General features: G+C 69.7%; 22 protein-coding genes and 1 tRNA gene. 11 read left to right on the forward strand and 12 right to left on the reverse strand.

Going from position 1 to position 20592, the window contains the following annotated elements:
* Window positions 1–101: 101 nt before the first annotated feature.
* Both AB0D49_RS17400 and AB0D49_RS17405 read left to right on the forward strand, forming a co-directional pair.
* Window positions 102–533, forward strand: a complete 432-nt coding sequence (locus AB0D49_RS17400; RefSeq protein WP_362758385.1) for a hypothetical protein — start codon at window positions 102–104, stop codon at window positions 531–533.
* Window positions 534–944: 411 nt separating this feature from the next.
* Complete coding sequence (locus tag AB0D49_RS17405) at window positions 945–1511, forward strand: hypothetical protein (protein ID WP_362757910.1); 567 nt, start codon at window positions 945–947, stop codon at window positions 1509–1511.
* A 131-nt stretch (window positions 1512–1642) separates the two neighbouring features.
* Here the strand turns inward: AB0D49_RS17405 and AB0D49_RS17410 are convergent, their stop codons facing one another.
* Together AB0D49_RS17410 and AB0D49_RS17415 are read right to left on the reverse strand one after the other, a co-directional pair.
* On the reverse strand, window positions 1643–1789 hold the full coding sequence (locus AB0D49_RS17410) for a hypothetical protein (RefSeq protein ID WP_362757912.1): 147 nt from the start codon (window positions 1787–1789) through the stop codon (window positions 1643–1645).
* Window positions 1786–2214, reverse strand: coding sequence for a hypothetical protein (locus AB0D49_RS17415; RefSeq protein ID WP_362757914.1), 429 nt, complete (start codon window positions 2212–2214; stop codon window positions 1786–1788). The genes AB0D49_RS17410 and AB0D49_RS17415 overlap by 4 nt, the downstream gene beginning before the upstream one ends.
* A gap of 133 nt (window positions 2215–2347) precedes the next feature.
* Between AB0D49_RS17415 and AB0D49_RS17420 the strand changes: the two genes are divergently transcribed.
* Together AB0D49_RS17420 and AB0D49_RS17425 are read left to right on the forward strand one after the other, a co-directional pair.
* A complete protein-coding gene (locus AB0D49_RS17420; protein WP_362757916.1) occupies window positions 2348–3178 on the forward strand; it encodes a helix-turn-helix transcriptional regulator in 831 nt (276 codons plus the stop codon).
* A complete protein-coding gene (locus tag AB0D49_RS17425) occupies window positions 3175–3390 on the forward strand; it encodes a DUF397 domain-containing protein (RefSeq protein WP_362757918.1) in 216 nt (71 codons plus the stop codon). The genes AB0D49_RS17420 and AB0D49_RS17425 overlap by 4 nt, the downstream gene beginning before the upstream one ends.
* Before the next feature lie 56 nt (window positions 3391–3446).
* Here AB0D49_RS17425 and AB0D49_RS17430 read toward each other — a convergent pair whose 3' ends face one another.
* On the reverse strand, window positions 3447–4835 hold the full coding sequence (locus tag AB0D49_RS17430) for a cystathionine beta-synthase (RefSeq protein WP_362757920.1): 1389 nt from the start codon (window positions 4833–4835) through the stop codon (window positions 3447–3449).
* Window positions 4836–4983: 148 nt separating this feature from the next.
* Here AB0D49_RS17430 and AB0D49_RS17435 point away from each other — a divergent pair, with 148 nt between their 5' ends.
* From AB0D49_RS17435 to AB0D49_RS17445, 3 genes are all read left to right on the forward strand, one after another.
* A complete protein-coding gene (locus tag AB0D49_RS17435) occupies window positions 4984–6003 on the forward strand; it encodes an SGNH/GDSL hydrolase family protein (protein ID WP_362757922.1) in 1020 nt (339 codons plus the stop codon).
* 295 nt (window positions 6004–6298) lie between these two features.
* Window positions 6299–7519, forward strand: coding sequence for an acetyl-CoA C-acetyltransferase (locus tag AB0D49_RS17440; RefSeq protein ID WP_362757924.1), 1221 nt, complete (start codon window positions 6299–6301; stop codon window positions 7517–7519).
* A gap of 303 nt (window positions 7520–7822) precedes the next feature.
* Window positions 7823–8620 (forward strand): hypothetical protein, encoded by a 798-nt coding sequence (locus AB0D49_RS17445; protein ID WP_362757926.1) that lies wholly within the window; start codon window positions 7823–7825, stop codon window positions 8618–8620.
* Between the two features lie 255 nt (window positions 8621–8875).
* On the opposite strand, the gene AB0D49_RS17450 is transcribed toward AB0D49_RS17445, so the two are convergent.
* Window positions 8876–9187 (reverse strand): hypothetical protein, encoded by a 312-nt coding sequence (locus AB0D49_RS17450; RefSeq protein ID WP_362757928.1) that lies wholly within the window; start codon window positions 9185–9187, stop codon window positions 8876–8878.
* A gap of 103 nt (window positions 9188–9290) precedes the next feature.
* On the opposite strand from AB0D49_RS17450, the gene AB0D49_RS17455 reads away from it, so the two are divergent.
* Window positions 9291–9521, forward strand: coding sequence for a DUF4287 domain-containing protein (locus tag AB0D49_RS17455; protein ID WP_362757930.1), 231 nt, complete (start codon window positions 9291–9293; stop codon window positions 9519–9521).
* A gap of 80 nt (window positions 9522–9601) precedes the next feature.
* Here the strand turns inward: AB0D49_RS17455 and AB0D49_RS17460 are convergent, their stop codons facing one another.
* The 5 genes from AB0D49_RS17460 to AB0D49_RS17480 all read right to left on the reverse strand — a co-directional run bounded on the left by AB0D49_RS17460 (window position 9602) and on the right by AB0D49_RS17480 (window position 13280).
* Window positions 9602–10486, reverse strand: a complete 885-nt coding sequence (locus AB0D49_RS17460) for a Bax inhibitor-1/YccA family protein (RefSeq protein WP_362757932.1) — start codon at window positions 10484–10486, stop codon at window positions 9602–9604.
* 416 nt (window positions 10487–10902) lie between these two features.
* Entirely contained in the window at window positions 10903–11142 is a 240-nt protein-coding gene (locus tag AB0D49_RS17465) for a hypothetical protein (RefSeq protein ID WP_362757934.1), read from the reverse strand.
* Between the two features lie 207 nt (window positions 11143–11349).
* Window positions 11350–12486 carry a hypothetical protein gene (locus AB0D49_RS17470; protein WP_362757936.1) on the reverse strand — a complete coding sequence of 379 codons (1137 nt, stop codon included), beginning with the start codon at window positions 12484–12486 and terminating at the stop codon, window positions 11350–11352.
* On the reverse strand, window positions 12483–12683 hold the full coding sequence (locus tag AB0D49_RS17475) for a hypothetical protein (RefSeq protein WP_362757938.1): 201 nt from the start codon (window positions 12681–12683) through the stop codon (window positions 12483–12485). The genes AB0D49_RS17470 and AB0D49_RS17475 overlap by 4 nt, the downstream gene beginning before the upstream one ends.
* A 54-nt stretch (window positions 12684–12737) precedes the next feature.
* Complete coding sequence (locus AB0D49_RS17480; RefSeq protein ID WP_362757940.1) at window positions 12738–13280, reverse strand: ATP-binding protein; 543 nt, start codon at window positions 13278–13280, stop codon at window positions 12738–12740.
* Window positions 13281–13456: 176 nt separating this feature from the next.
* Here AB0D49_RS17480 and AB0D49_RS17485 point away from each other — a divergent pair, with 176 nt between their 5' ends.
* Complete coding sequence (locus AB0D49_RS17485) at window positions 13457–14713, forward strand: transcriptional regulator (RefSeq protein ID WP_362757942.1); 1257 nt, start codon at window positions 13457–13459, stop codon at window positions 14711–14713.
* On the opposite strand, the gene cutA is transcribed toward AB0D49_RS17485, so the two are convergent.
* Complete coding sequence (gene cutA, locus AB0D49_RS17490) at window positions 14714–15037, reverse strand: divalent-cation tolerance protein CutA (RefSeq protein WP_362757944.1); 324 nt, start codon at window positions 15035–15037, stop codon at window positions 14714–14716.
* Between the two features lie 106 nt (window positions 15038–15143).
* Window positions 15144–15226: transfer RNA gene (locus tag AB0D49_RS17495), tRNA-Leu, on the reverse strand.
* 463 nt (window positions 15227–15689) lie between these two features.
* Between AB0D49_RS17495 and AB0D49_RS17500 the strand changes: the two genes are divergently transcribed.
* Both AB0D49_RS17500 and AB0D49_RS17505 read left to right on the forward strand, forming a co-directional pair.
* Window positions 15690–16457 (forward strand): ABC transporter ATP-binding protein, encoded by a 768-nt coding sequence (locus tag AB0D49_RS17500; RefSeq protein WP_362757946.1) that lies wholly within the window; start codon window positions 15690–15692, stop codon window positions 16455–16457.
* 54 nt (window positions 16458–16511) lie between these two features.
* Complete coding sequence (locus tag AB0D49_RS17505) at window positions 16512–19040, forward strand: FtsX-like permease family protein (RefSeq protein WP_362757948.1); 2529 nt, start codon at window positions 16512–16514, stop codon at window positions 19038–19040.
* Between the two features lie 132 nt (window positions 19041–19172).
* Here AB0D49_RS17505 and AB0D49_RS17510 read toward each other — a convergent pair whose 3' ends face one another.
* Window positions 19173–20462: a cyclopropane-fatty-acyl-phospholipid synthase family protein gene (locus tag AB0D49_RS17510; RefSeq protein ID WP_362757949.1), complete on the reverse strand. Its 1290-nt coding sequence runs from the start codon at window positions 20460–20462 to the stop codon at window positions 19173–19175.
* Between the last annotated feature and the right edge of the window lie 130 nt (window positions 20463–20592).

The following is a 20592-nucleotide window of genomic DNA, read 5'->3' on the forward strand; positions in this document are numbered from 1 at the left end:
CCGGGGGTAGGGACATCCCGGAGCCGACCTCAGGGCAAGACGGGGGCTAACCCCAGTGCACCCCGCGCCCTCCCCTCCCTACCGTGGGGAGCATGACCGGAATGGACGCGCAGGACGCCGACCTGAAGAGAGAACTGAACGCCACCCTGCACGCCCGCAGGGACCTGGGCGAGGAGTACGAGTCGGCGTTGGTCGACTCGTTCCTGGAGAAGGTCGACCAGCGCATCGACGCGGCGGTGGAGCGGCGGGTGCGCCGCCAGTTCGCCGAGCAGCGGATGACCACGGCCCGCGACAGCCGCTCCCCCCGTGCGGCGGACTCCTGGGCCGAGCGCTTCGGCTTCGGGATCGTCTCGATGGTGCTGGCGATCCCGCTGTCCGCGATCGGCGGCGGGGTGGCCGACACCCCCGGCCTGGTCGTGGCCTGGGCGGGCATCGTCGGGGTGAACGTCTTCCACGCGGCCCGGGTGAACCCGAACCTGTTCGGCGGTCGCCGCCGCGAGAAGCATCGGGACGACGACGCCTGGGAGGACTGAGGGGCGAGCAAGGAGTGATGCGCGGGGACCGCCGCACCCCCGTCACCGGGGGGCGGGACGACGGCGGTCCCCGCGAGGGACGCGGGCCTGGTCGGGCCGGGCCTGCGCGTCCGGGCGTCCATGGAGGTCCGGGAGCCGCTCCGGAGGTCCTTGGACGTTCGGTGCCGACCGGGGCGGGGAGCCGCTCCCGCCCTGCCGACAACGACCAATGTGCCGGACGCGTGTTAAGCCGGTGCTGCGGGTACGTGACGCGCTCGTACCACTTCCGCGAAGTCCGGCACCCCCGCAGGACACCGGAAATTCGCCGGGTACACCCCCGGTTCACCGCAGTTTCGCCACGACTTCGCACCCTCGGCGGGAGAGTCCCGCCGCCCACCCGGGGTTGTCAGTCCGCTCCGCTAGCCTCCCGGCATGTCACTCACCGTTGATCAACTGACCGGGTATGTGGAGCGGGACCTGGACGCCGACCTGGCGCGCTGGTTCCCCGGCGAGCCCGGGGTGAAGCTCCCCGAGGAGACCCGCCCGGTCGCCCCCTTCCTCACCCGGCTCCCGCCCACCGCGGCCACCGCGCTGGCGGGCTACGACCGCCGGGCCCGTTCAGGAGCGCTGCCGCAGCGCCTGGACATCTTCGACTGGTCGTACGCCTTCGACTTCGCGGGCAACGACTGCCGGATACTCGACTCCGACTACGAGACGGAGCTGTCGGACGACGACGTGTGGTCGGTCGGCGCCGACGGCGGGGGCAACTACTACGTGGTGCTCACCAACGGCCGGGTCGCGGTGTGGTTCCACGAGGAGGAGGTCGTCGAGGCGAACACGCAGTTCGACACCGTGGACGCCTTCGTGTGGTCGCTGGTCCGCTACCACGCCGTCCGGGCGGGCGCCCTGGACCTGGCGGAGGTCGAGGCGGACTTCAGGTCCCTCGCCCAGCCGGGCGTCATGAACCCCGGGACCGGTCTGCTCAGGTCACTGACCTGACCGGGAGCCGCTGGATGTGGGGGCCGCCCCCGCCTGGGATGGGAGGGAAGTCGGGGAGGGGTCCCCTCCGTCTCGACCAGGCGGGGGCGGCGTCCATGCGGCGGCGGCCCCGGGCTGCGCCGCCGTCCTCGTCAGCGGCTGTGCAGCGTGACGACCGCCGCGACATAGCCGAGGACGGAGACGCACACCGTGACCATGAGGACGCCTCCCCAGAAGGGGCCGTCCGAGGTGAACTTCCAGGTCCGGAGGGACCGGTTGGCGCGGCGGTGCCTGGTCATCCCTGGCCGCCCGCGTCGAAGCCCGCCGTGCGTGCCTTGATCAGGGCGTCCCGGTCCGGGCGCCGGATGGCGTCGGGGTCGGCGGTCCACGGCTCCCCGTCCCCCAGCGGGCGCAGTCGGCAGCCCTTGAACTCCCCGGTCCTGCCCGTGGCCCTGTCGAGGACCGTCTCCCCCACCAGGGGGCGGTGCGGCCGGTCCGCGAGGATGCCGGGAGGCCGGCGCTGCTCGACGGCCACCCTGAGGGCGCGGTTGAGGAGCCGCGCCTCCGGGGTGGTCACGCGGCCCAGGAAGACGAGGGCCACGTCTTCGTCCGCGCTCCAGTCCACTCGGGCGTCCATGGGGAACACGCCGAGTTGTTCGAGCAGCGTCATGAGCGATTCGTAGGTGTCCTGGGAGAGGTTGCGGGGTGAGTCACTGCCAGGCATGGGGGGACCTCACGGTTCGTGGGGGGGGGTGCGGTTTCTGCAACCGGTACATCACCCAGAGTGGCCGACCGGCGATACCCTGAACAGGTCGAACTCCATTCCAACGAGGGTGGAATAGAAGGGGGTTGCTCAGGTGGGCGAGCAGGCCGACCAGCAGCAGGAGCCCAAGAACGCCGCCGCGTACTTCGGCCGGGAAGTCAAGGCACTGCGCGAGTGCATGGGGCTGTCCCAAGAGGCGTTCGCCGAATTGCTGCACTACACGCAGGCTCAGGTCAGCAAGGTGGAGAACGGGCTCGTCCTCGCCTCTTCCGCATTCACCGACGCCATGGACCGCGCGGCCGGGACACCGGGGGTCTACCGGCGGCTGCGCAACAAGCTCGCGAAGCAGGGCCATCCGGATTGGTTCGTGCCGTACATAACTCTGGAGGAATCGGCAAGCGCGGTCACTGACTACTCGTGCACCTTCCTGATGGGCTTGTTGCAGACACCGGAGTACGCGGCGGCCGTCATCAGCGCGGCCTTCCCCCGCGAGTCGAAGGACCAGATCAAGGAGCGCGTCGAGCTGCGAATGCGTCGGCAGGCCGTCTTGGAGAACGACGATCCGCCGTTGCTCTGGGTCATCATCAACGAAGCCGTGTTGCGGACCCTCGTGGGGGGCGCGTCCGTCATGGCCGGACAGCTCGAACACCTCCGCGTTCTCGGGTGTTCGCCGCATGTGACGCTTCAGGTGCTCCCCTACTCGGCTGGAGCCGCCCCCTCCCATCTGCCCTTTACTCTGCTCTCGTTGAACGAGAAGCCCCACGCGGTCTACACCGAAACGCCCACCCACGGCGGGCATATGGACGAGACACCACACATAGTGGGTGCTGCGGTCACCATGTTCGATCGGCTACGCATGGCGGCACTCTCTGAACACGAGTCGCTCGCCTTGATGGGCGCAACGATGGAGGAACTCGCGAGATGAACAGGATTTCCAGCACGGGACCCCTGCGATGGGTCAGGAGCACGTACAGCGGCGGCGAAGGACAATGCATCGAGTGGGCCCCTGAATACCTGACAGCTCACGGCGTCGTCCCTGTTCGGGACTCCAAGAACACCGAGGGCCCGTCCCTCACGTTCTCCTCCGACACCTGGGGCCACTTCATAGAACACACCAAGAGCAGCCCCACCGCCTGAGCCGGTGGCCCGGCTATCCCGCCGGGCCACCTCACCCGTACCGCCTCAGACCCCGCTCACTTCGCCGCGTTCGCCAGGAACGCCAGCAGGTCCTGCCGCCCGATCACCCCGGTCGGCTTCCCCTCCACCAGCACGATCGCCGCGTCCGCGCCGCCGAGCACCTGCATCAGATCGGACACCGGCTCACCGGAGCCGACCTGCGGAAGGGGCGCCGACATGTGCTTCTCCAGCGGGTCGTCGAGCGAGGCGCGCCGGTTGAACAGCGCGTCGAGCAGCTCCCGCTCCACCACCGACCCGACGACCTCCGCCGCCATCACGTCCGGGTGCCCGGCGCCCGGCTTGACCACGGGCATCTGGGAGACGCCGTACTCGCGCAGCACCTCGATGGCCTGGCCGACGGTCTCCTCCGGGTGCATGTGCACCAGCGAGGGGATGGCGCCGTGCTCCTTGTCGACGAGCACATCACCGACGCGGGCACTGGGCCCGGCGTCCTCCAGGAACCCGTAGTCGGCCATCCACTCATCGTTGAAGATCTTCGACAGATAGCCCCGCCCGCTGTCCGGCAGCAGGACGACCACCACGTCGTCCGGCCCGAGCCGCTGCGCCACCTCCAGCGCCGCGACGACGGCCATGCCGCAGGAGCCGCCGACCAGGAGTCCTTCCTCCTTGGCGAGGCGCCGGGTCATCTGGAAGGAGTCCTTGTCGGACACGGCGACGATCTCGTCCGCGAGCGTCCGGTCGTACGCCGTCGGCCAGAAGTCCTCACCGACGCCCTCGACCAGGTACGGCCGTCCGGAGCCGCCGGAGTAGACCGAGCCCTCGGGGTCGGCGCCGACGACCTGGACCCGGCCCTCGCTCGCCTCCTTGAGATAGCGCCCGGTGCCGGAGATGGTGCCGCCGGTGCCGACCCCGGCGACGAAGTGGGTGATCCGCCCCTCGGTCTGCTCCCACAGCTCGGGCCCGGTGGAGTGGTAGTGCGAGAGGGGGTTGTTCGGGTTGGAGTACTGATCGGGCTTCCACGCGCCCGGCGTCTCCGTCACCAGCCGGTCGGAGACGTTGTAGTACGAATCGGGGTGCTCGGGGTCCACGGCGGTGGGGCAGACGACCACCTCGGCCCCGTACGCCCGCAGCACATTGATCTTGTCGGTGCTCACCTTGTCGGGGCACACGAAGATGCACTTGTACCCCTTCTGCTGGGCCACGATCGCCAGACCCACACCGGTGTTCCCGCTGGTCGGCTCGACGATCGTGCCGCCCGGCCGGAGCTCTCCGCTCTTCTCGGCGGCCTCGATCATGCGCAGGGCGATGCGGTCCTTCACGGAGCCGCCCGGGTTGAAGTACTCCACCTTGGCCAGGACGGTCGCCTGGATGCCCTTGGTCACGTTGTTGAGCCTCACCAGCGGGGTGTTGCCGACGAGACTGATCATCGAGTCGTGGAATTGCACCGTTGTCTCCGGTTGCTGCAAAAGGTGTGGTCGTAATGGTTCCGTCAGCCTACGGCCCCGGTCCGGCGTTCACTCCCTGTTGAGATTGGACAGCGGTCGGTACGGGGCAAGGAGTGGATGTACGGCACGGAGGAGGTGGCGGCGAGGCATGACGAGCATGTCGAGGGCACGAGTGGCCCGGCGCATCGCGGCAGGCGCGGCGTTCGGCGGGGGCGGCATCGGTCTGATGGGGGCGGCGACCGTCGGTCTGCTGCTCGCGGAGGTCCGGCTGGCCAGACGGCACGTGGGCAACGGCATGTCGTCCCATGTCCCGCACGCGGACGGAGGGTACGGGCAGTCGTACGCCACGCCCGGCGAACCGCCCCTCACCCTGACCCTCCTGGGCGATTCCACGGCGGCCGGACAGGGCGTGCACCGCGCCCAGGAGACGCCGGGCGCCCTGCTGGCCTCCGGGCTCTCGGCGGTCGCGGAACGGCCGGTGCGACTGCGCACCGTGGCCCTGCCGGGCGCCCGCTCGGACGATCTGGACCGCCAGGTGACGCTGGTCCTCGAAGACCCCTCCCAGGTCCCCGACATCTGCGTGATCATGGTCGGCGCCAACGACGTCACCCACCGGATGCCACCGACCCAGTCGGTCCGCCATCTGTCGTCGGCGGTACGGCGGCTGCGCACGGCGGGCGCGGAGGTGGTGGTCGGGACCTGTCCCGACCTGGGCACGATCGAGCCGGTCCAGCAGCCGCTGCGCTGGCTCGCCCGCCGGGCCTCCCGGCAGCTGGCCGCCGCCCAGACGATCGGGGTGGTGGAGCAGGGCGGGCGGACGGTGTCGCTGGGCGATCTGCTCGGGCCCGAGTTCGCGGCGCATCCGCGGGAGCTGTTCGGGCCGGACCACTACCATCCCTCGGCCGAGGGGTACGCGACGGCGGCGATGGCGGTGCTGCCGACGGTGTGCGCGGCGCTGGGCCTGTGGCCCGCCGACGAGGACCGTCCGGACGCGTCCCGCAGCGAGGGGTTCCTCCCGGTGGCGGCGGCTGCGGCGGAGGCGGCGGCGTCGGCCGGCACGGAGGTCGCTGCCGCTATGCCTACGGGGCCTCGGGGGCCTTGGGCGTTGTTGAAGAGGCGTCGGCGGCGGCGGGTGCGGGTGGAGGATGCAGCGCCGGTCACTCCGTGAAGGGGCGAGGGGAGGGGGTGGGGGGTTGCGCAGTGTGGGTGAGTGCGGGTGGTGTGTGGCTGGTCGCGCAGTTCCCCGCGCCCCTTAGGGGGTGGCGGTGGCCTGCGTTGCAGAGGTGCCGTGGCTTGCAGCCGCCTCGCGCCCCTCCCCCACACCCCTCCTCCCCCCTTACCCCAAGCAAGCGCTTAGAAAGTGCGGTCCGTGTCACATGGGTGGACCGGTGACCGGAGGCTTACGGGCGGGTAATTTCCGAAGGGCCCGCCCATCCGTACGCACACCCGCCCTGGAGCCGGAAATGCCCGAAGCCGTCATCGTCTCGACCGCCCGCTCCCCCATCGGCCGCGCCTTCAAGGGCTCCCTCAAGGATCTCCGCCCGGACGACCTCACCACCGCCATCATCCAGGCGGCTCTCGCCAAGATTCCCGAGCTGGACCCCCGGGACATCGACGACCTGATGCTCGGCTGCGGCCTCCCCGGCGGTGAGCAGGGCTTCAACCTCGGCCGGATCGTCGCCGTACAGCTGGGCATGGACCACCTCCCCGGCTGCACGATCACCCGCTACTGCTCCTCCTCCCTCCAGACCTCCCGGATGGCGCTGCACGCCATCAAGGCGGGCGAGGGCGATGTCTTCATCTCGGCGGGCGTGGAGACGGTCTCCCGGTTCGCCAAGGGCAACTCGGACTCGCTGCCCGAGACCCACAACCCGCTCTTCGCGGAGGCGGAGGCCCGTACCGTCGCGACCGCCGAGTCGACCGGCTCCACCTGGCACGACCCGCGCGAGGACGGGCTGACCCCGGACCCGTACATCGCGATGGGCCAGACCGCGGAGAACCTGGCCCGCGCCAAGGGGATCAGCCGGGAGGAGATGGACGAGTTCGGCGTCCGCTCGCAGAATCTCGCCGAGCAGGCGATCAAGGACGGCTTCTGGGAGCGGGAGATCACCCCGGTGACGCTCCCGGACGGCACGGTCGTCAGCAAGGACGACGGTCCGCGCCCCGGCGTGACCCTGGAGGGCGTGCGGGGCCTGAAGCCGGTCTTCCGCCCCGACGGACTGGTCACCGCCGGGAACTGCTGTCCGCTGAACGACGGCGCCGCCGCCGTGGTCGTCATGTCCGACACCAAGGCGCGCGAGCTGGGCCTGACCCCGCTGGCCCGGATCGTGTCGACCGGTGTCTCCGGGCTCTCCCCCGAGATCATGGGCCTCGGCCCGGTGGAGGCGTCCCGGCAGGCGCTGCGCCGCGCGGGTCTCACCATCGACGACATCGACCTGGTGGAGATCAACGAGGCGTTCGCCGCCCAGGTGATCCCCTCCTACCAGGAGCTGGGCATCCCGCTGGAGAAGCTGAACGTCAACGGCGGCGCCATCGCCGTGGGCCACCCCTTCGGCATGACCGGCGCCCGGATCACCGGCACGCTGATCAACTCCCTCCAGTGGCACGACAAGCAGTTCGGCCTGGAGACCATGTGCGTCGGCGGCGGCCAGGGCATGGCGATGGTCATCGAGCGGCTCAGCTGACCGAATTCCCGGGAATTCGGCCCTATCCCGAAATCACTGCGTAACCCCAAAGGCACTTAACGTCACTCATCGGCCCAGAACCCGGCAATCTCCGGAGTTCTGGGCCGATTTGTGATCCAATCCTCCTCAGGATGTGACCTATCTCCCCCGTCTCAGGAATCACCGCTGGTCAGCGCGTTGAATCGATAAACCGCGGGTCCAAAGTCCTGTCCGTTTCGTGACGTTACGCACTGACAGCTGGTTAGTTCACCCATCAAGCTGATGTAGGAAGTCGGGGGTCGACTTTGAACCGGGAGTACGTCAGTGAGCGCCATGCCGATCGCTTTGCTGGTCACCACGGCCGCCACCGGCGCCGTGGGCGTCGCCGTCCTGCGCACCCTCATACAGCTGCGCCGCCAGGTCGCGGCCCTGCATCAGGATCTCGCCGAGGGCGGTGCCGCCCGCGGTCTGGTGCCCGCGGCCCGTCCGGCGGCCGACACCGATGAGATACGGGCCGCCGTCGCGGAGGCCCTCGCCGAGGAGCGCGAGCGGGAACTCGCCGAGGCGCGCGCCTTCTGGGCCGCCCAGGAGGCCCGTGACGCCGCCGACGCGCCCTCGCTGCTGGGCCTCGGCGACAACGAGCCGTTCCTGCCCCGTCCCGCCGACTTCGCGGGCCTCGACGCGCTGGAGCCGGTCACCGAACCGGCGCCGGAGGCCGACGACCACCCGCGCGACTACCCCGCGGACTCCCCCGAACTGGCCGCGGCCCGCCGCCGCCACCCCTCCCACCCGGACTTCACCCCGGTCCCGTCACCGGTCGTGGGCGACCACGAGCGTACGGTGACCACGCTGGAGGGGCTCGCCGCGGAGCGCGTCGAACTGACCGATGTCCGCCCCGGCCCGCTGGGCACGCTGGACGTCTATGTCTTCGCCGACGGCACCACCCTGTGCATGACCCCGGGCCACCGCGAGACCGCGGAACGCCTGGCGACCGCCCTGCACTCCGGCGAGATCCCCCACCTGCTGGGCGGCTCGGGCATCGCGGGCGCGTACACCCTCACATTCCAGTGCGGCGAGGAAACGGTATACATCCTGGCGGACCGCGTCATCGCGTCCTTGTAGTCCGGGAGACCCGGAAACCATTCGGCGCCGCCGAACAGCCAAGGCTTTTTCCGGGGCGCGGGGCCCTCTCGACACGGCCGGACGGCCAAGGCTTTTTGGGGCGCTGGGGGTACCCCCTCTGGGGGAGGAACTGCGCGACCAGCCACGACGCGCCCGCACTCTGAGAACGACGGGCTGCCCCACTCCCCAAGGGGCGCGGGGAACTGCGCGACAAGCCACAACGCACCCGCACCCGACGGCCCCCGGGAACACCCGTCACACCCCGGCCCGCCCCTGAGCCTCCCGCACCTTCCCGACCGCCGCCTCCACCTCCCCCGCACTACGCAACACCATCGCCAGATCCCGCCCGGCAACAGTCACCTGATCCGCCGCGGCGAACATCCCGGCATCCGGCATCACCCGAGGCTCGACCCCCGGCGCCTCCACCGACTGCGCCCACCGCGCCAACTCCCTGGCCAACCCCAGCGCCTCGGCGGCAGCCCCCCGCTGGAGACGGCTCTGCGGAGCCGCCCTCAACCGGTCGGCGAAGTGATCCACGGCCTGGGTCAGCGGTGTCGTATCAACCACGCGGCGAGCGTACGCGCCGTACCGGGACTGTTGCCAACGGACCAACGCTCAGGCACGGTGACCTGAAGGACCGGCTTACACCTGATTGCGTCCGGAGGCGCCGATGTCCCAAGTCTTCTCCGAGGAAACCCATCGCAACCTGCTCGCCCGCATCCCCCATTGCACCGGTCGTGAAGTCGCCGACTGGCTGCGCACCGTCGAGGACGGCCCGGCTCTCATCCGCTTCGAGGAGAAGGTCAGCTGGCTGCGCCATGAACACAATCTGGCGTACGGCCACGCCAAGGCGATCATTCACGAGTACGACCTGAGGAGGGCCGCGCGCAAGTTCTTCTGAGCGCCGAGCATGCGAAAGGGCCCCGGGATCACCCCGGGGCCCTGCTCGTCACTCAGATCCCGTCACTCGGACGGAACCGGTCAGTCGTCGCCGCTGAAGATCGCGACCAGCCGCAGCATCTCGATGTAGATCCACACCAGGGTCATGGTCAGACCGAACGCGGCCAGCCAGGACTCGCTGCGCGGAGCGCCGTACGCGATGCCGTCCTCGATCTGCTTGAAGTCGAGGGTGAGGAAGAACGCGCCGAGGATGATCGCGAAGATACCGACGATCGCACCGAGCGGGCCCATGCTGCGCAGTCCGCCGTCGTCGGCGACGCCGAACGCGACCAGCAGCAGGTTCACCGCCATGACCAGCACGAACGCGATGGCGATGGCCATACCGATGCGCGCGTAGCGGGCGGTGACCCGGATCCAGCCGGCCTTGTAGATCAGCAGGGTGGCGACGGAGACCGCCATCGTGCCGAGCACGGCCTGGAAGGGCGCGCCGGACCAGCGGGAGTTGAACATCTCGCTGAAGACGCCGAGGAAGACACCCTCGAACGCGGCGTAGGACAGGATCAGCGCGGGTGAGGCGTTGCGCTTGAAGGACTGGACCATCGCCAGGACGAAGGCGATGAGCGCGGCGCCGATCGCCAGACCGTAGCTGCTGGACGAGACCGGCAGCAGGGCCCACGCGAGGACGGCGCCGACGACGACCGTGCCGAGCGTCATGGCCGAGCGCATGACGACGTCGTCCATCGTCATCCGGTCGGTGCTGGCCGGGGCCTGCGGCGGCGCGCCCTGCACACCCTGCTGGGCGTACGGGTTCGTCGCGTACGGGTTGGCTGCGGCGCCGGGCTGGGCGTACGGGTTGCCCTGCGTGCCTACTGCTGCGCCCCCGGCCTGCGGCTGGGCGTTGAAGCCCGCGTAGCCGTTGTCGCGGCTGAACCCCCGTCGCGAGAAGACCGGGTTGCTGCTCCTCATTTCACTCCTCCATGGCCACACTGCGTGGCCTTGGCCTCAAGAGTAATGGAAAGGCAAAAGTATGACCCTAGTGCCTGGGGAGGATCTTTCCCTTGCCATGGTGAGGAACACGCTACGCGCGTGAGTGATTCCCGCCAGTGGCGGGGGACCTTCTATGACCGTTCCGATACCCAAACGATCCGTAAAGGAGAGATCAGCAGAGGGCGCCCCCGCGAGCACGCCGTCACCCATGGTCTCCGGATACCCCCCTCGCCCTCGGCGGGCGGGCCGTCGGTGAGCCGGGTGAGCGCGGTCAGCCGCAGCAGCCGCTCTCCGATGTCACGGAGTTCCGCCATCCAGGTGCTGAAGACGAACGACGGCGTGGACGCCGGAACGCGTCCACGCCGTACCGTTCTCGATCCGCGGACCACCGCCGCCTACGGGACGTACTCCCAGAGGTTGCCGCCGCCGTCGGGGCGGGCGGAGCAGTAGAAGTAGTGCCCGGAGAGGGGATGCCGGTTGTACCAGTCCGCCGCCGACTGGCATTCGTACATGTTGGCGTAGGTGTCGACGTATCGGTTGTACGCCGCCGCAGCCGGAGTCGCGGTCATCGCCAGGGTCCCGGCGACAATCGCGCCGGTGAGCCCCAGCCCCGCCAGTGCTCGCTTCAACTTCACCTGTTCGCACCTTTCAGGCATCAGACATCAGAGATGCGGATGCGGAATCCAGGATCTGGAATCCGGAACGCCCGGCAGAAATTACTGGGCGTCCCCTTCCGTCCGACACGTCGTGCGACAGGCGGAGCACAGTGGGGCACAGGCCGTGCCCCAAGAGGTAGGGAGAGCGCCGGAAACGAACCTTCACCGCCCGGCGCTCCCACCTCGTCAGACCGGCATGAGCTTGGTCAGGAAGTCGGCGTTCGCCGACACGTCGTGGCCGAGGACCACCGAGTGGTGCGGCAGGCGCCCGAGGCGCCGGGCGACCTCCTGACGGGTCTGTTCGATGCCGCCGCCGTCGACCAGGGCCAGCTCGAACACGTCCGGGTACCGGTCCTCGGTCGTACCGCTCATGAAGTCATGCCCGGTCAGCGCCCGGACCGTTGTCTCCTCGGCGGGAGCGGCACCGGCCTCGACGCGTGGGAAGACGAGAGCGGCGGCCTCGCCGGACGTCGCCAGCGGCAGGCCGAACCAGCGGTCGAACTGGTCGGGGAAGACCTGTGCCTTCAGCTCCCGGCCGTTGTCCCACAGCGGCGTCCGGTCCCCGGCGAGCAGCGCGGAGGTCACCTTCTCGTGCTGGGTCGGGTGCAGCCGCTCGCCGTCGCGCAGCCGCTTCTGGGCGAGGTCGAACCAGTTCAGGGCGTCCAGGAGGCCGAGGCCGACGGCGGCGGCGGACGGCCAGGGAAGGACGTCGATCCCGGCCTCGCCGTCGGGGCGCGGCCGGACGAACACACGGTCGTTGGCGAGGAGCCGCAGCCCGCCGCAGGCGGCCAGCGCGAGCGCGGTGGTCGTCTTGCCCGCCCCCTTCTGCCCGAAGGCCAGGATCGTCCCGCCGTCCCGGCCGACGACGGCCGACGCGTGGAGCACCGCCCACCCGTCGCGCAGCAGGGCACCACGCACCATCTCCCGCGCGAGACGGGCGGTGGCGGTGGCGACCGGTCCGGTGTCGCAGCCGACGATGTGCAACTGGCCACGGTCCGGTTCGGACCGGTAGCAGAGCTGGTGCTCCGGGCAGAAGGCGCGGATCACGTTGGAAGAGGGGTCATGGGTGACAAGGTGCTGGGCCTTGGCGTACTCGACGCTCCTATGGGGCGCCTGTACCGCCCCGAGTGCCAGCTCCTTGTACCGGCTCGGATGGACGCCCGCGACCACGGCGAGCCCCGTGCCCACGCTCTCCGGTGGCACCTCAACGGCGTTCCACCAGGGGCCGAAGTAGCGGGCCGTCCAGTCCGTGACGGCCTGGTCGAGGGACATGACGGTCGTGGTGGCGTCGGCGACGGCGAGGCGTACGGCGTGCGTTGTCACGGGTTCCTCCGGGAGGGGAGCGGCTGGGCGGGGACACCGCGTACGGCCGGATAGGCGCCGCGGAGCTTGGTGCGGGCTGCCTCCAGCCGGACGGGTACGCCGGGCCAGATCTCCGCGGCGGCCTGATGGATCTGGACCACGGCGTGCACGAAGACCTCGGCCACGCGGGGCGCGGGACGGACGGAAGCACTGGTCATGGGACTCTCCTCGGGCTTCCCGATTTCCGTGAGCGAATGGATTCCGGCCACCGGCTACGACTGGTCAGCCGCGGCGGACGCGAAGACCACGGCGGCCAGCACACACACCAGGAGCACGTAGATCGTCTGGGCCCTCGCGGTAGCGAGCTGCGGGACCTCCGTCACCCGTGATTCCTCGCACTCCAGGTCGGCCCAGACCCGTTTCCCCCACGGCAGACGGTCGACCCCCCATTGCCGGGCGACGGAATCCACGATGACCAGGCCCCGGCCGCTGAGAGCATCGGCGGCCGGAGTACGGAGCACCGGTAACTCGCGGCTCTTGTCGATCACGGCCACGCGTACGCCGGTCGGGGAGATCTCCCGCACGGTCACCCGGATCAGGTCCCCGCGCGCGTGCCGCACCGCGTTGCCGACCAGTTCGGCGACCACGGACTCGGCCGCGTCGATCATCGGGGTGCCGTCCTCGTCCGCGAGGAAGTCCCGGACGAGATGCCGGGCGACCGGAACGGAGTCCGGCGTACGAGGCAGGACCTTGGAGAGCACGGCGGCACCGTCCTCCGCCACCGATCTCGGGGAGATCTGAAAACGTTCGTACACGGCGACTCCTTAGAGCTGCGGAAACCGTGTCCAGCCGCGGAGCAGCGGGCACGCAACCAGCCAACTCCTGTTCCTTGTCACCCGGGAGGGCCGGAAAAGGGTGCATTCTCCGGCAGGGGGCCAGGTTCGGGGCCAGGATGGATTCCGGTATCAGTGACGACACTTGAGGGCAGCTCATGGTGAGTCCGGAGGGCATCGGCAGCCTGCTGCGCGACCTGCGCAAGGACGCGGGACGCTCGCGGTGCGAGCAGGCCGAGCACCTGGCACAGGTCAGCGGTGAAGTCTTCGACCCGGACAACCTGAAACGGTGGGAGACCGAGAAGCGCCTCCCCACTCCCGTGTTCCACGGGATGATCGCCGCCGGTTACGGGCTCTCCGTCGAAGACGTCCAGCGGGCCGTGGCAGCCAGTCGCCGCCATCGGCGGCTCATGTCAACATCGGAACTACTGGCCGAGGACGAGGAGGAGGACGTGGATCGACGCGAGTTCGGTCTCTCGGTGCTCGCCGCAGGGATCGCCACCGAACCATGGGGAAGGCTCGCCGCAGCCGTCGCCGGACCGTCCGTCGACAGCCGGACCAGTGAAGCGCTGGTCAAGAAGACCGCCGAGCTCTTCGTCACCGAACACCATCTCCCTGCCAAGAAGCTGGCCCAGCAGCTCGGGGCGCACTTGGACACCCTCACAGCGCTCATTCCTCGGTCCGGGACTCATCGCATGGCGTTGACCGTCGCGGCTGGCGAGACCGCCGCGCTCGCGGGCTGGGCAGCCTTCGACACCGGCGACCTAGAGCAGGCCAGAAACTACTACCAGACGGCCGCACTCGCTGGTCGGGAGGCCGGACATCCGGCAGTTGTCGCCCTTGCCCTTGGCTATGCCTCCTACGCGCTTCCAGCAGAGAAGGCACGCGCCATGCTGTCATCAGCCCAGGAGCATGTCCGAGGCCCCGGTTATGCCTCGGCTCGTTCTTGGCTGGCCGGCCGGGAGGCTGAGGAAGCCGCCTTACTCGGAGACAGTGATGGAGCTGTGCGCGCCCTGGAACGGTCCACCACCGCCTTCGACTACGCCGATCCAGGCGCAGAGCAAGCGTGGGTCCGCTTCTACGGCCGCCCTCGTCTGGACTCACTGATGCTCTCCACCTACTCCCGGCTTCAGCACCGCAACTTGGAGCAAACGGCTCAAGACGCCCTCACACACCTCGGGGAAGATGACTCCAAGGTCCGGATCGCTGTCCTGGCCGATGTGGCGAACGGGTACCTGGCCTCCGGAGATGTGGAACAAGCCGTAGCCGTCGGGCACCGATTTGTGCAGGCTGCGGTAGACACACCGACGACGATGGGACGGCAACGGCTTGCGTCTCTGGCCAAGTTGCTCCCGCCGAAGGACCGTGCGGCGCGAGATCTGACGGAGAGCATCCGCACCGCGCTCGCCGCCTGATCACCCCTCGGTCGTCTCCGCGCTCACCCACGCCAGATAGTCGGCGCTGCCCTGTGTCACCGGCGTCGCGATGATCTCCGGTGTGTCGTAGTCGTGTGCGGTCCTGATGTGGGCCTCAAGCGCCGGATAGCGCTCCACAGTGGTCTTGTAGAGCACTCGCCATTCCTGGTCGGCCTGCATCGCTCCGTCCCAGCGGTAGACACTCGTGACCGGCCCCTCGATCTGGGCACATGCCGCCACCCTCGCTTCCACCGCCCCGGCGGCCAGGCTCTGTGCCTTCTCGGCGCTGTCGGTCGTGGTCAGAACGGTCAGATACTGGGCCACCGCGCTCTCCTTCAAGTGGGGATGCCGCAAACGTACCCAGACGCCGCAGCAAAGAACGACGGCGCCCGCCAGCCTGTTCGCTGGTCAGACGCCGTGGACAGCGATGTGCCCGGAACCGGACTTGAACCGGTACGCCCGCGAGGGGCAGCGAGGTTTAAGCTCGCCGTGTCTGCATTCCACCATCCGGGCAGGCCGAGGGCTCCGCATCGAGGCTCCGAGCCTATCGGGGTACGTCCCCCGAACAGCGGACGAGCGGACCGATGTTGTCTTATTTTATTGACGTCTGAGGGAGCATCAGACCGCAAAATAGGCCATCAGCACTTGCCACCAGCCTTTCGGACGATCACGGACCGCGCATGCGGAATGACGGAATTTCACCGTCCGAGTGGATGCGTTCCCGGCCCTCTCCGTGAGCGCTCCCGGTCGCCCGGGAGCCGTGCGCTCCGCGCGGGCGGCCCGTGTCCGCCCCGGGCGGGCGGCTCCGGCGCCCTACCACGCGTCGGGGGCGCCCCTCATCCCGAGGTATGACACGCCGGGCCCCCGGTCCGACCGCAGAGGGGCCGTGGAACGGGAGCAGCGGTTGACTACATGGCCCGAAGTGCTCGGGACGATGGACGTGTCCTCGAAACCGTCCCGACAGGAGCACCCTCCCGTGACCACGACACCCATCGCCCGGCCCACGACCGCCGCGGCCCGCGCCACGGATCTGTCGAAGATCTACGGGGAGGGCGAGACCCAGGTGGTCGCCCTGGACCGGGTCTCCGTCGAGTTCCGCCAGGCCGAGTACACCGCGATCATGGGCCCCTCCGGGTCCGGCAAGTCCACCCTGATGCACTGTGTGGCCGGGCTGGACACCTTCTCCTCCGGGTCCGTGCGGATCGGGGAGACCGAGCTGGGTTCGCTGAAGGACAAGCAGCTCACCAAGTTGCGCCGGGACAAGATCGGCTTCATCTTCCAGGCGTTCAACCTGCTGCCCACGCTGACCGCGCTGGAGAACATAACGCTGCCGATGGACATCGCCGGCCGTAAGCCCGACAAGCAGTGGGTGGACCGGGTGATCCAGATGATCGGGCTGTCCGGGCGGCTCGGTCACCGCCCCTCCCAGCTCTCCGGCGGCCAGCAGCAGCGCGTCGCCGTGGCCCGCGCGCTGGCCTCCCGCCCCGAGATCATCTTCGGCGACGAGCCCACCGGAAACCTCGACTCCCGCTCCGGCGCCGAGGTGCTGGGCTTTCTGCGCAACTCGGTGCGCGAGCTGGGCCAGACCGTGGTGATGGTGACCCACGACCCGGTGGCCGCGGCCTACGCGGACCGGGTCATCTTCCTGGCCGACGGCCGGATCGTGGACGAACTGTACGGGCCGTCGGCCGACGCGGTGCTCGACCGTATGAAGCAGTTCGACGCCAAGGGCCGCACCAGCTGACCTCCGGGTCGCCCCCCACCCCCATCGGACCGTACCCACTGGACTGAGACAGCCATGTTCCGCACCGCCTTGCGCAATGTGACCGCGCACAAGGCCAGACTCCTGATGACCGTCCTCGCCGTGATGCTCGGCGTGGCCTTCGTCTCGGGAACCCTGGTCTTCACCAACACCCTGTCCACCGCCCTGCAGAACAGCTCCGCCAAGGGCTTCGACCAGGTCGACGTCGCCGTGACCGCCAAGCACCAGGAGTCCGAGGGCGACCGGGTCGGCAGCACGCCCGAGCTGACCCAGGCCATGCTGGAGGACAGCGGGCGGGCGCCCGGCGTCGCCTCCGCGACCGGTGTCGTCACCGGCTTCACCGCCCTCGCCGACAAGGACGGCAAGCTGATCGGCGGCGGCTTCCAGTCCCAGGGCGGCAACTACTGGGGCACCGACGATCCCCGCTACCCGTTGGTCGACGGCGCCGTGCCGAGCGGCACCGACGAGATCCTGATCGACTCCGAGACCGCGAAGCGCGGCGGCTACCAGGTCGGCGACACCATCCGGATGTCCATCGACGGCCCGGTCCTGGAGCCCCGTATCACGGGCATCTTCACCACCGACGACGGCAATGTCGCCGCGGGCGGCAGCCTCGCCCTGTTCGACACCGCGTCCGCGCAGGAGCTGTTCGGCAAGAAGGGCACGTACGACCAGATCGACGTCGGCGCCGAGCCCGGGGTGAGCCAGGCGGCGCTGAAGAGCGCGCTGGACAAGGCGCTGCCCTCGGACCTGGTGGAGGTCAAGACCGGTGAGCAGATGGCCGACGAGCAGGCCGAGAGCATCTCGGCCATGATGAGCGGTCTGCGCCAGGGCATGCTGGCGTTCGCCGGTATCGCGCTGTTCGTGGGCACGTTCATCATCGCCAACACCTTCACCATGCTGGTCGCCCAGCGCACCAAGGAGCTGGCCCTGATGCGCGCGGTCGGCGCCTCGCGCCGCCAGGTCACCCGCTCGGTGCTGATCGAGGCGTTCGTGGTGGGCACGGTCGCGGGCATCGCCGGTCTGGTCGCGGGCGTCGGCATCGGCGCCGGACTGCGCGCCCTGATGGGCTCGCTGGACGTCACCGTCCCGGCCGGTCCGCTGGTGATCACCTCCGGTACGGTCCTGCTCGCCCTCGGGGTCGGCATCGTCATCACCATGCTGGCGGCCTGGCTGCCCGGCCGCCGCGCGGCGAGGATCCCGCCGGTCGCCGCGATGAGCAGTGTGCACGCCCAGGCGACCACCAAGTCGCTGGTGCTGCGCAACACGATCGGCGCGCTGTTCGCCGCCGCCGGGGTGGCGGTCGTGATCGCCGCGACCGGCATGGACGGCTCCGACGGCCAGGGTCCGATGGGTCTGGGCGCGGGACTGCTGATCATCGGGGTGTTCATCCTGACCCCGCTGCTGTCCCGTCCGCTGATCGCCGCCGCGTCCCCCCTGATGCGGGTCTTCGGGGTGTCGGGCAAGCTCGCCCGGCAGAACTCGGTGCGCAACCCGCGCCGCACCGCGGCCACCGCCTCCGCGCTGATGATCGGCCTGACCCTGATCACCGGCATGACGGTGATGGCGGGCAGCCTCCAGAAGTCCATCGACAAGATGGCCGGTGAGGCGATCCGCGCCGACTACGTCATCTCCATGGCCAACGGCAACGAGCTGTCCCCGGAGGTCGAGCGGACCCTGCGCGACACCGAGGGCGTCACCGCCACCAGCCCGATGCGCAACGCGCCCGCCCAGATCGACGGCGAGACCGAGTACCTCACCGGCGTCGATGGGAAGACCTTCGGCGACCTCACCGAGTTCCCGGTCGACAACGGCACCTTCACCGTCGACGGCACCGATGTCGTCGTCGACACCGACATCGCCGACCAGTACGGCTGGAAGGCCGGCTCGACGTTCGACGTCCACTACGAGGACGGCGAGAAGCAGCAGCTGACGGTCGCCGGGGTGTACGAGCCCAACGAGATGTTCAACGGGATCATCCTGGACGCCGGGACCCTGGCCCCCCACCAGAGCGCCCCCGACGACATGCTGGTCATGGTCGCCACGGACGGCGGGGTCTCGGACGCCACCAAGGACCGGCTGGAGGAGGCCCTCGGCTCGAACCCGGCCATCAAGGTCCAGGACAAGCAGGATCTGTCCAACGAGATCGCCAGCATGTTCACCCTCATGCTGAACATGCTGTACGCGCTGCTCGCCATGGCCGTGATCGTGGCGGTCCTCGGGGTCATCAACACCCTGGCCATGTCGGTCTTCGAGCGGTCGCAGGAGATCGGGATGCTCCGCGCGATCGGCCTTGACCGCAAGGGCGTCAAGCGGATGGTCCGGCTGGAGTCCCTGCTGATCTCCCTGTTCGGCGGGGTGCTCGGCATCGGACTCGGGGTGTTCTTCGGCTGGGCGGCCGGACAGCTGATCGGCGCCCGGATGTCGACGTACGAGCTGGTCCTGCCGTGGGACCGGATGGCGCTGTTCCTGCTGCTGGCCGCGGCGGTCGGGGTGCTGGCCGCGCTGTGGCCGGCCCGCCGGGCGGCCCGGCTGAACATGCTGTCCGCGATCAAGTCGGAGTAGCCGCGGCGCCGGTCCGCCCGGCTCCACGACCGAAGGGCCCCGTCACCCTCCCCCCGGGAGACGGGGCCCTTCTCCGTCCGTCGTAAGACGTCAGCCGTGAGACGTCCCTCGTGAGACGTCAGTCGTGAGGTGTCACGCGTGCCAGGTGCGGGAGCGCAGCGGCAGGCCCGCCGTACCGGCGTCCGGGGTCTTCACGGCCAGGATCTGGTTGACGCCGATCCGGTTGCGTTCGAAGGCCAGGGCCGAGGCCGCCATGTAGAGGCGCCAGACCCGGGCCCGGCCGGGGCTGGTCAGCTTGACGGCCTGGTCCCAGCCCGCCTCCAGATTGGCCACCCAGCGGCGCAGGGTGAGGGCGTAGTGCTCCCGCAGCGACTCCACGTCCCGCACCTCGAACCCGGCCCGCTCCAGCTGGGTGACGGTGGTGCCGACGGGGGCCAGCTCACCGTCCGGGAACACATAGGCGTCGATGAACGCGTCCACATGATAGGAACCCTCGTCGCCCTGCGGACGGCGGGCGATCTGGTGGTTGAGCAGCCGTCCGCCGGGGCGCAGCAGCGCGTACAGGTCGGCGGCGTACTCCCGGTAGCGCTCGGCGCCCACATGCTCGGCCATGCCGATGGAGGAGATGGCGTCGTACGGGCCGTCCTGGACGTCCCGGTAGTCCTGGACGCGGATCTCGACCTGGTCGGTGAGGCCCTCGTCGGCGATCCGCTTGCGGGCGTAGGCGGCCTGCTCCTGGGAGAGGGTGACGCCGACGGCGGTGACCCCGTGCTCGCGGGCCGCGTGCAGCACCATCGAGCCCCAGCCGCAGCCGACGTCCAGCAGCCGCTGGCCGGGTCTGAGGGCGAGCTTCTCGCAGATCAGTTCGAGCTTGTCGCGCTGGGCGTCCTCCAGCGTCCCGCCCTGCTCCCAGTAGGCGCAGGAGTACACCATCGACGGGCCGAGGACGAGCTCGTAGAAGTCGTTGCCGACGTCGTAGTGGTGGCTGATGGCGCGGCGGTCGGTGCGGCGGGTGTGCAGATGGCGGGGGCGGCGGATCTCCTCGTGGGGCGGCGGGGGCGGCAGCGCGGGCCCGGCGAGCCGGACCAGTCCGCGCACGGCCGTGCGCACCTGGGGATCGCGCAGCGCCTGGGCGAGCGTACGGTCGTCCTCGTCCCGTTCCCAGATCTGTCCGGCGAGCAGTTCCAGCGCCCGGTACAGATCGCCCTCGACGGTCAGGTCGCCGGACACCCAGGCGCGGGCCAGGCCCAGTTCGCCCGGTTTCCACAGCAGTCTGCGCAGCGCTCGGCGGTCGCGGACGACCAGCAATGGCGCGTCCGGCGGCCCGGCCTCCGAGCCGTCCCATGCGCGGATACGCACGGGAAGCGGTGCTGCGAGCACCTGTTCCAGCAGTCCCTTCAGCCGCGGCGCGGCGTGGGCCATGGCGCACCTCCGTGACGAGTGATCGCGGATGTCTCTGTCCACGTAAACACCTGGGACGCGCCCGCGCAGTCCCCAACGCGCGTCACGACTGGGCAAAACACCTGTACTCCCCATCTTTCACCTGCTGATC

Source organism: Streptomyces sp. NPDC048290 (assembly GCF_040652095.1).
GTDB lineage: Bacteria > Actinomycetota > Actinomycetes > Streptomycetales > Streptomycetaceae > Streptomyces.

What these genes read in the sequence shown, in the direction of transcription:
- AB0D49_RS17510 (WP_362757949.1), bottom strand. Translation starts at nt 20,462, where the DNA reads ATGGCCCACGCCGCGCCGCGGCTGAAGGGACTGCTGGAACAGGTGCTC.
- AB0D49_RS17460 (WP_362757932.1), bottom strand. Translation starts at nt 10,486, where the DNA reads ATGAGGAGCAGCAACCCGGTCTTCTCGCGACGGGGGTTCAGCCGCGAC.
- AB0D49_RS17475 (WP_362757938.1), bottom strand. Translation starts at nt 12,683, where the DNA reads ATGACCAGTGCTTCCGTCCGTCCCGCGCCCCGCGTGGCCGAGGTCTTC.
- AB0D49_RS17435 (WP_362757922.1), top strand. Translation starts at nt 4,984, where the DNA reads ATGACGAGCATGTCGAGGGCACGAGTGGCCCGGCGCATCGCGGCAGGC.
- AB0D49_RS17415 (WP_362757914.1), bottom strand. Translation starts at nt 2,214, where the DNA reads ATGCCTGGCAGTGACTCACCCCGCAACCTCTCCCAGGACACCTACGAA.
- AB0D49_RS17400 (WP_362758385.1), top strand. Translation starts at nt 102, where the DNA reads ATGGACGCGCAGGACGCCGACCTGAAGAGAGAACTGAACGCCACCCTG.
- AB0D49_RS17425 (WP_362757918.1), top strand. Translation starts at nt 3,175, where the DNA reads ATGAACAGGATTTCCAGCACGGGACCCCTGCGATGGGTCAGGAGCACG.
- AB0D49_RS17485 (WP_362757942.1), top strand. Translation starts at nt 13,457, where the DNA reads ATGGTGAGTCCGGAGGGCATCGGCAGCCTGCTGCGCGACCTGCGCAAG.
- AB0D49_RS17440 (WP_362757924.1), top strand. Translation starts at nt 6,299, where the DNA reads ATGCCCGAAGCCGTCATCGTCTCGACCGCCCGCTCCCCCATCGGCCGC.
- AB0D49_RS17505 (WP_362757948.1), top strand. Translation starts at nt 16,512, where the DNA reads ATGTTCCGCACCGCCTTGCGCAATGTGACCGCGCACAAGGCCAGACTC.
- AB0D49_RS17410 (WP_362757912.1), bottom strand. Translation starts at nt 1,789, where the DNA reads ATGACCAGGCACCGCCGCGCCAACCGGTCCCTCCGGACCTGGAAGTTC.
- AB0D49_RS17405 (WP_362757910.1), top strand. Translation starts at nt 945, where the DNA reads ATGTCACTCACCGTTGATCAACTGACCGGGTATGTGGAGCGGGACCTG.
- AB0D49_RS17455 (WP_362757930.1), top strand. Translation starts at nt 9,291, where the DNA reads ATGTCCCAAGTCTTCTCCGAGGAAACCCATCGCAACCTGCTCGCCCGC.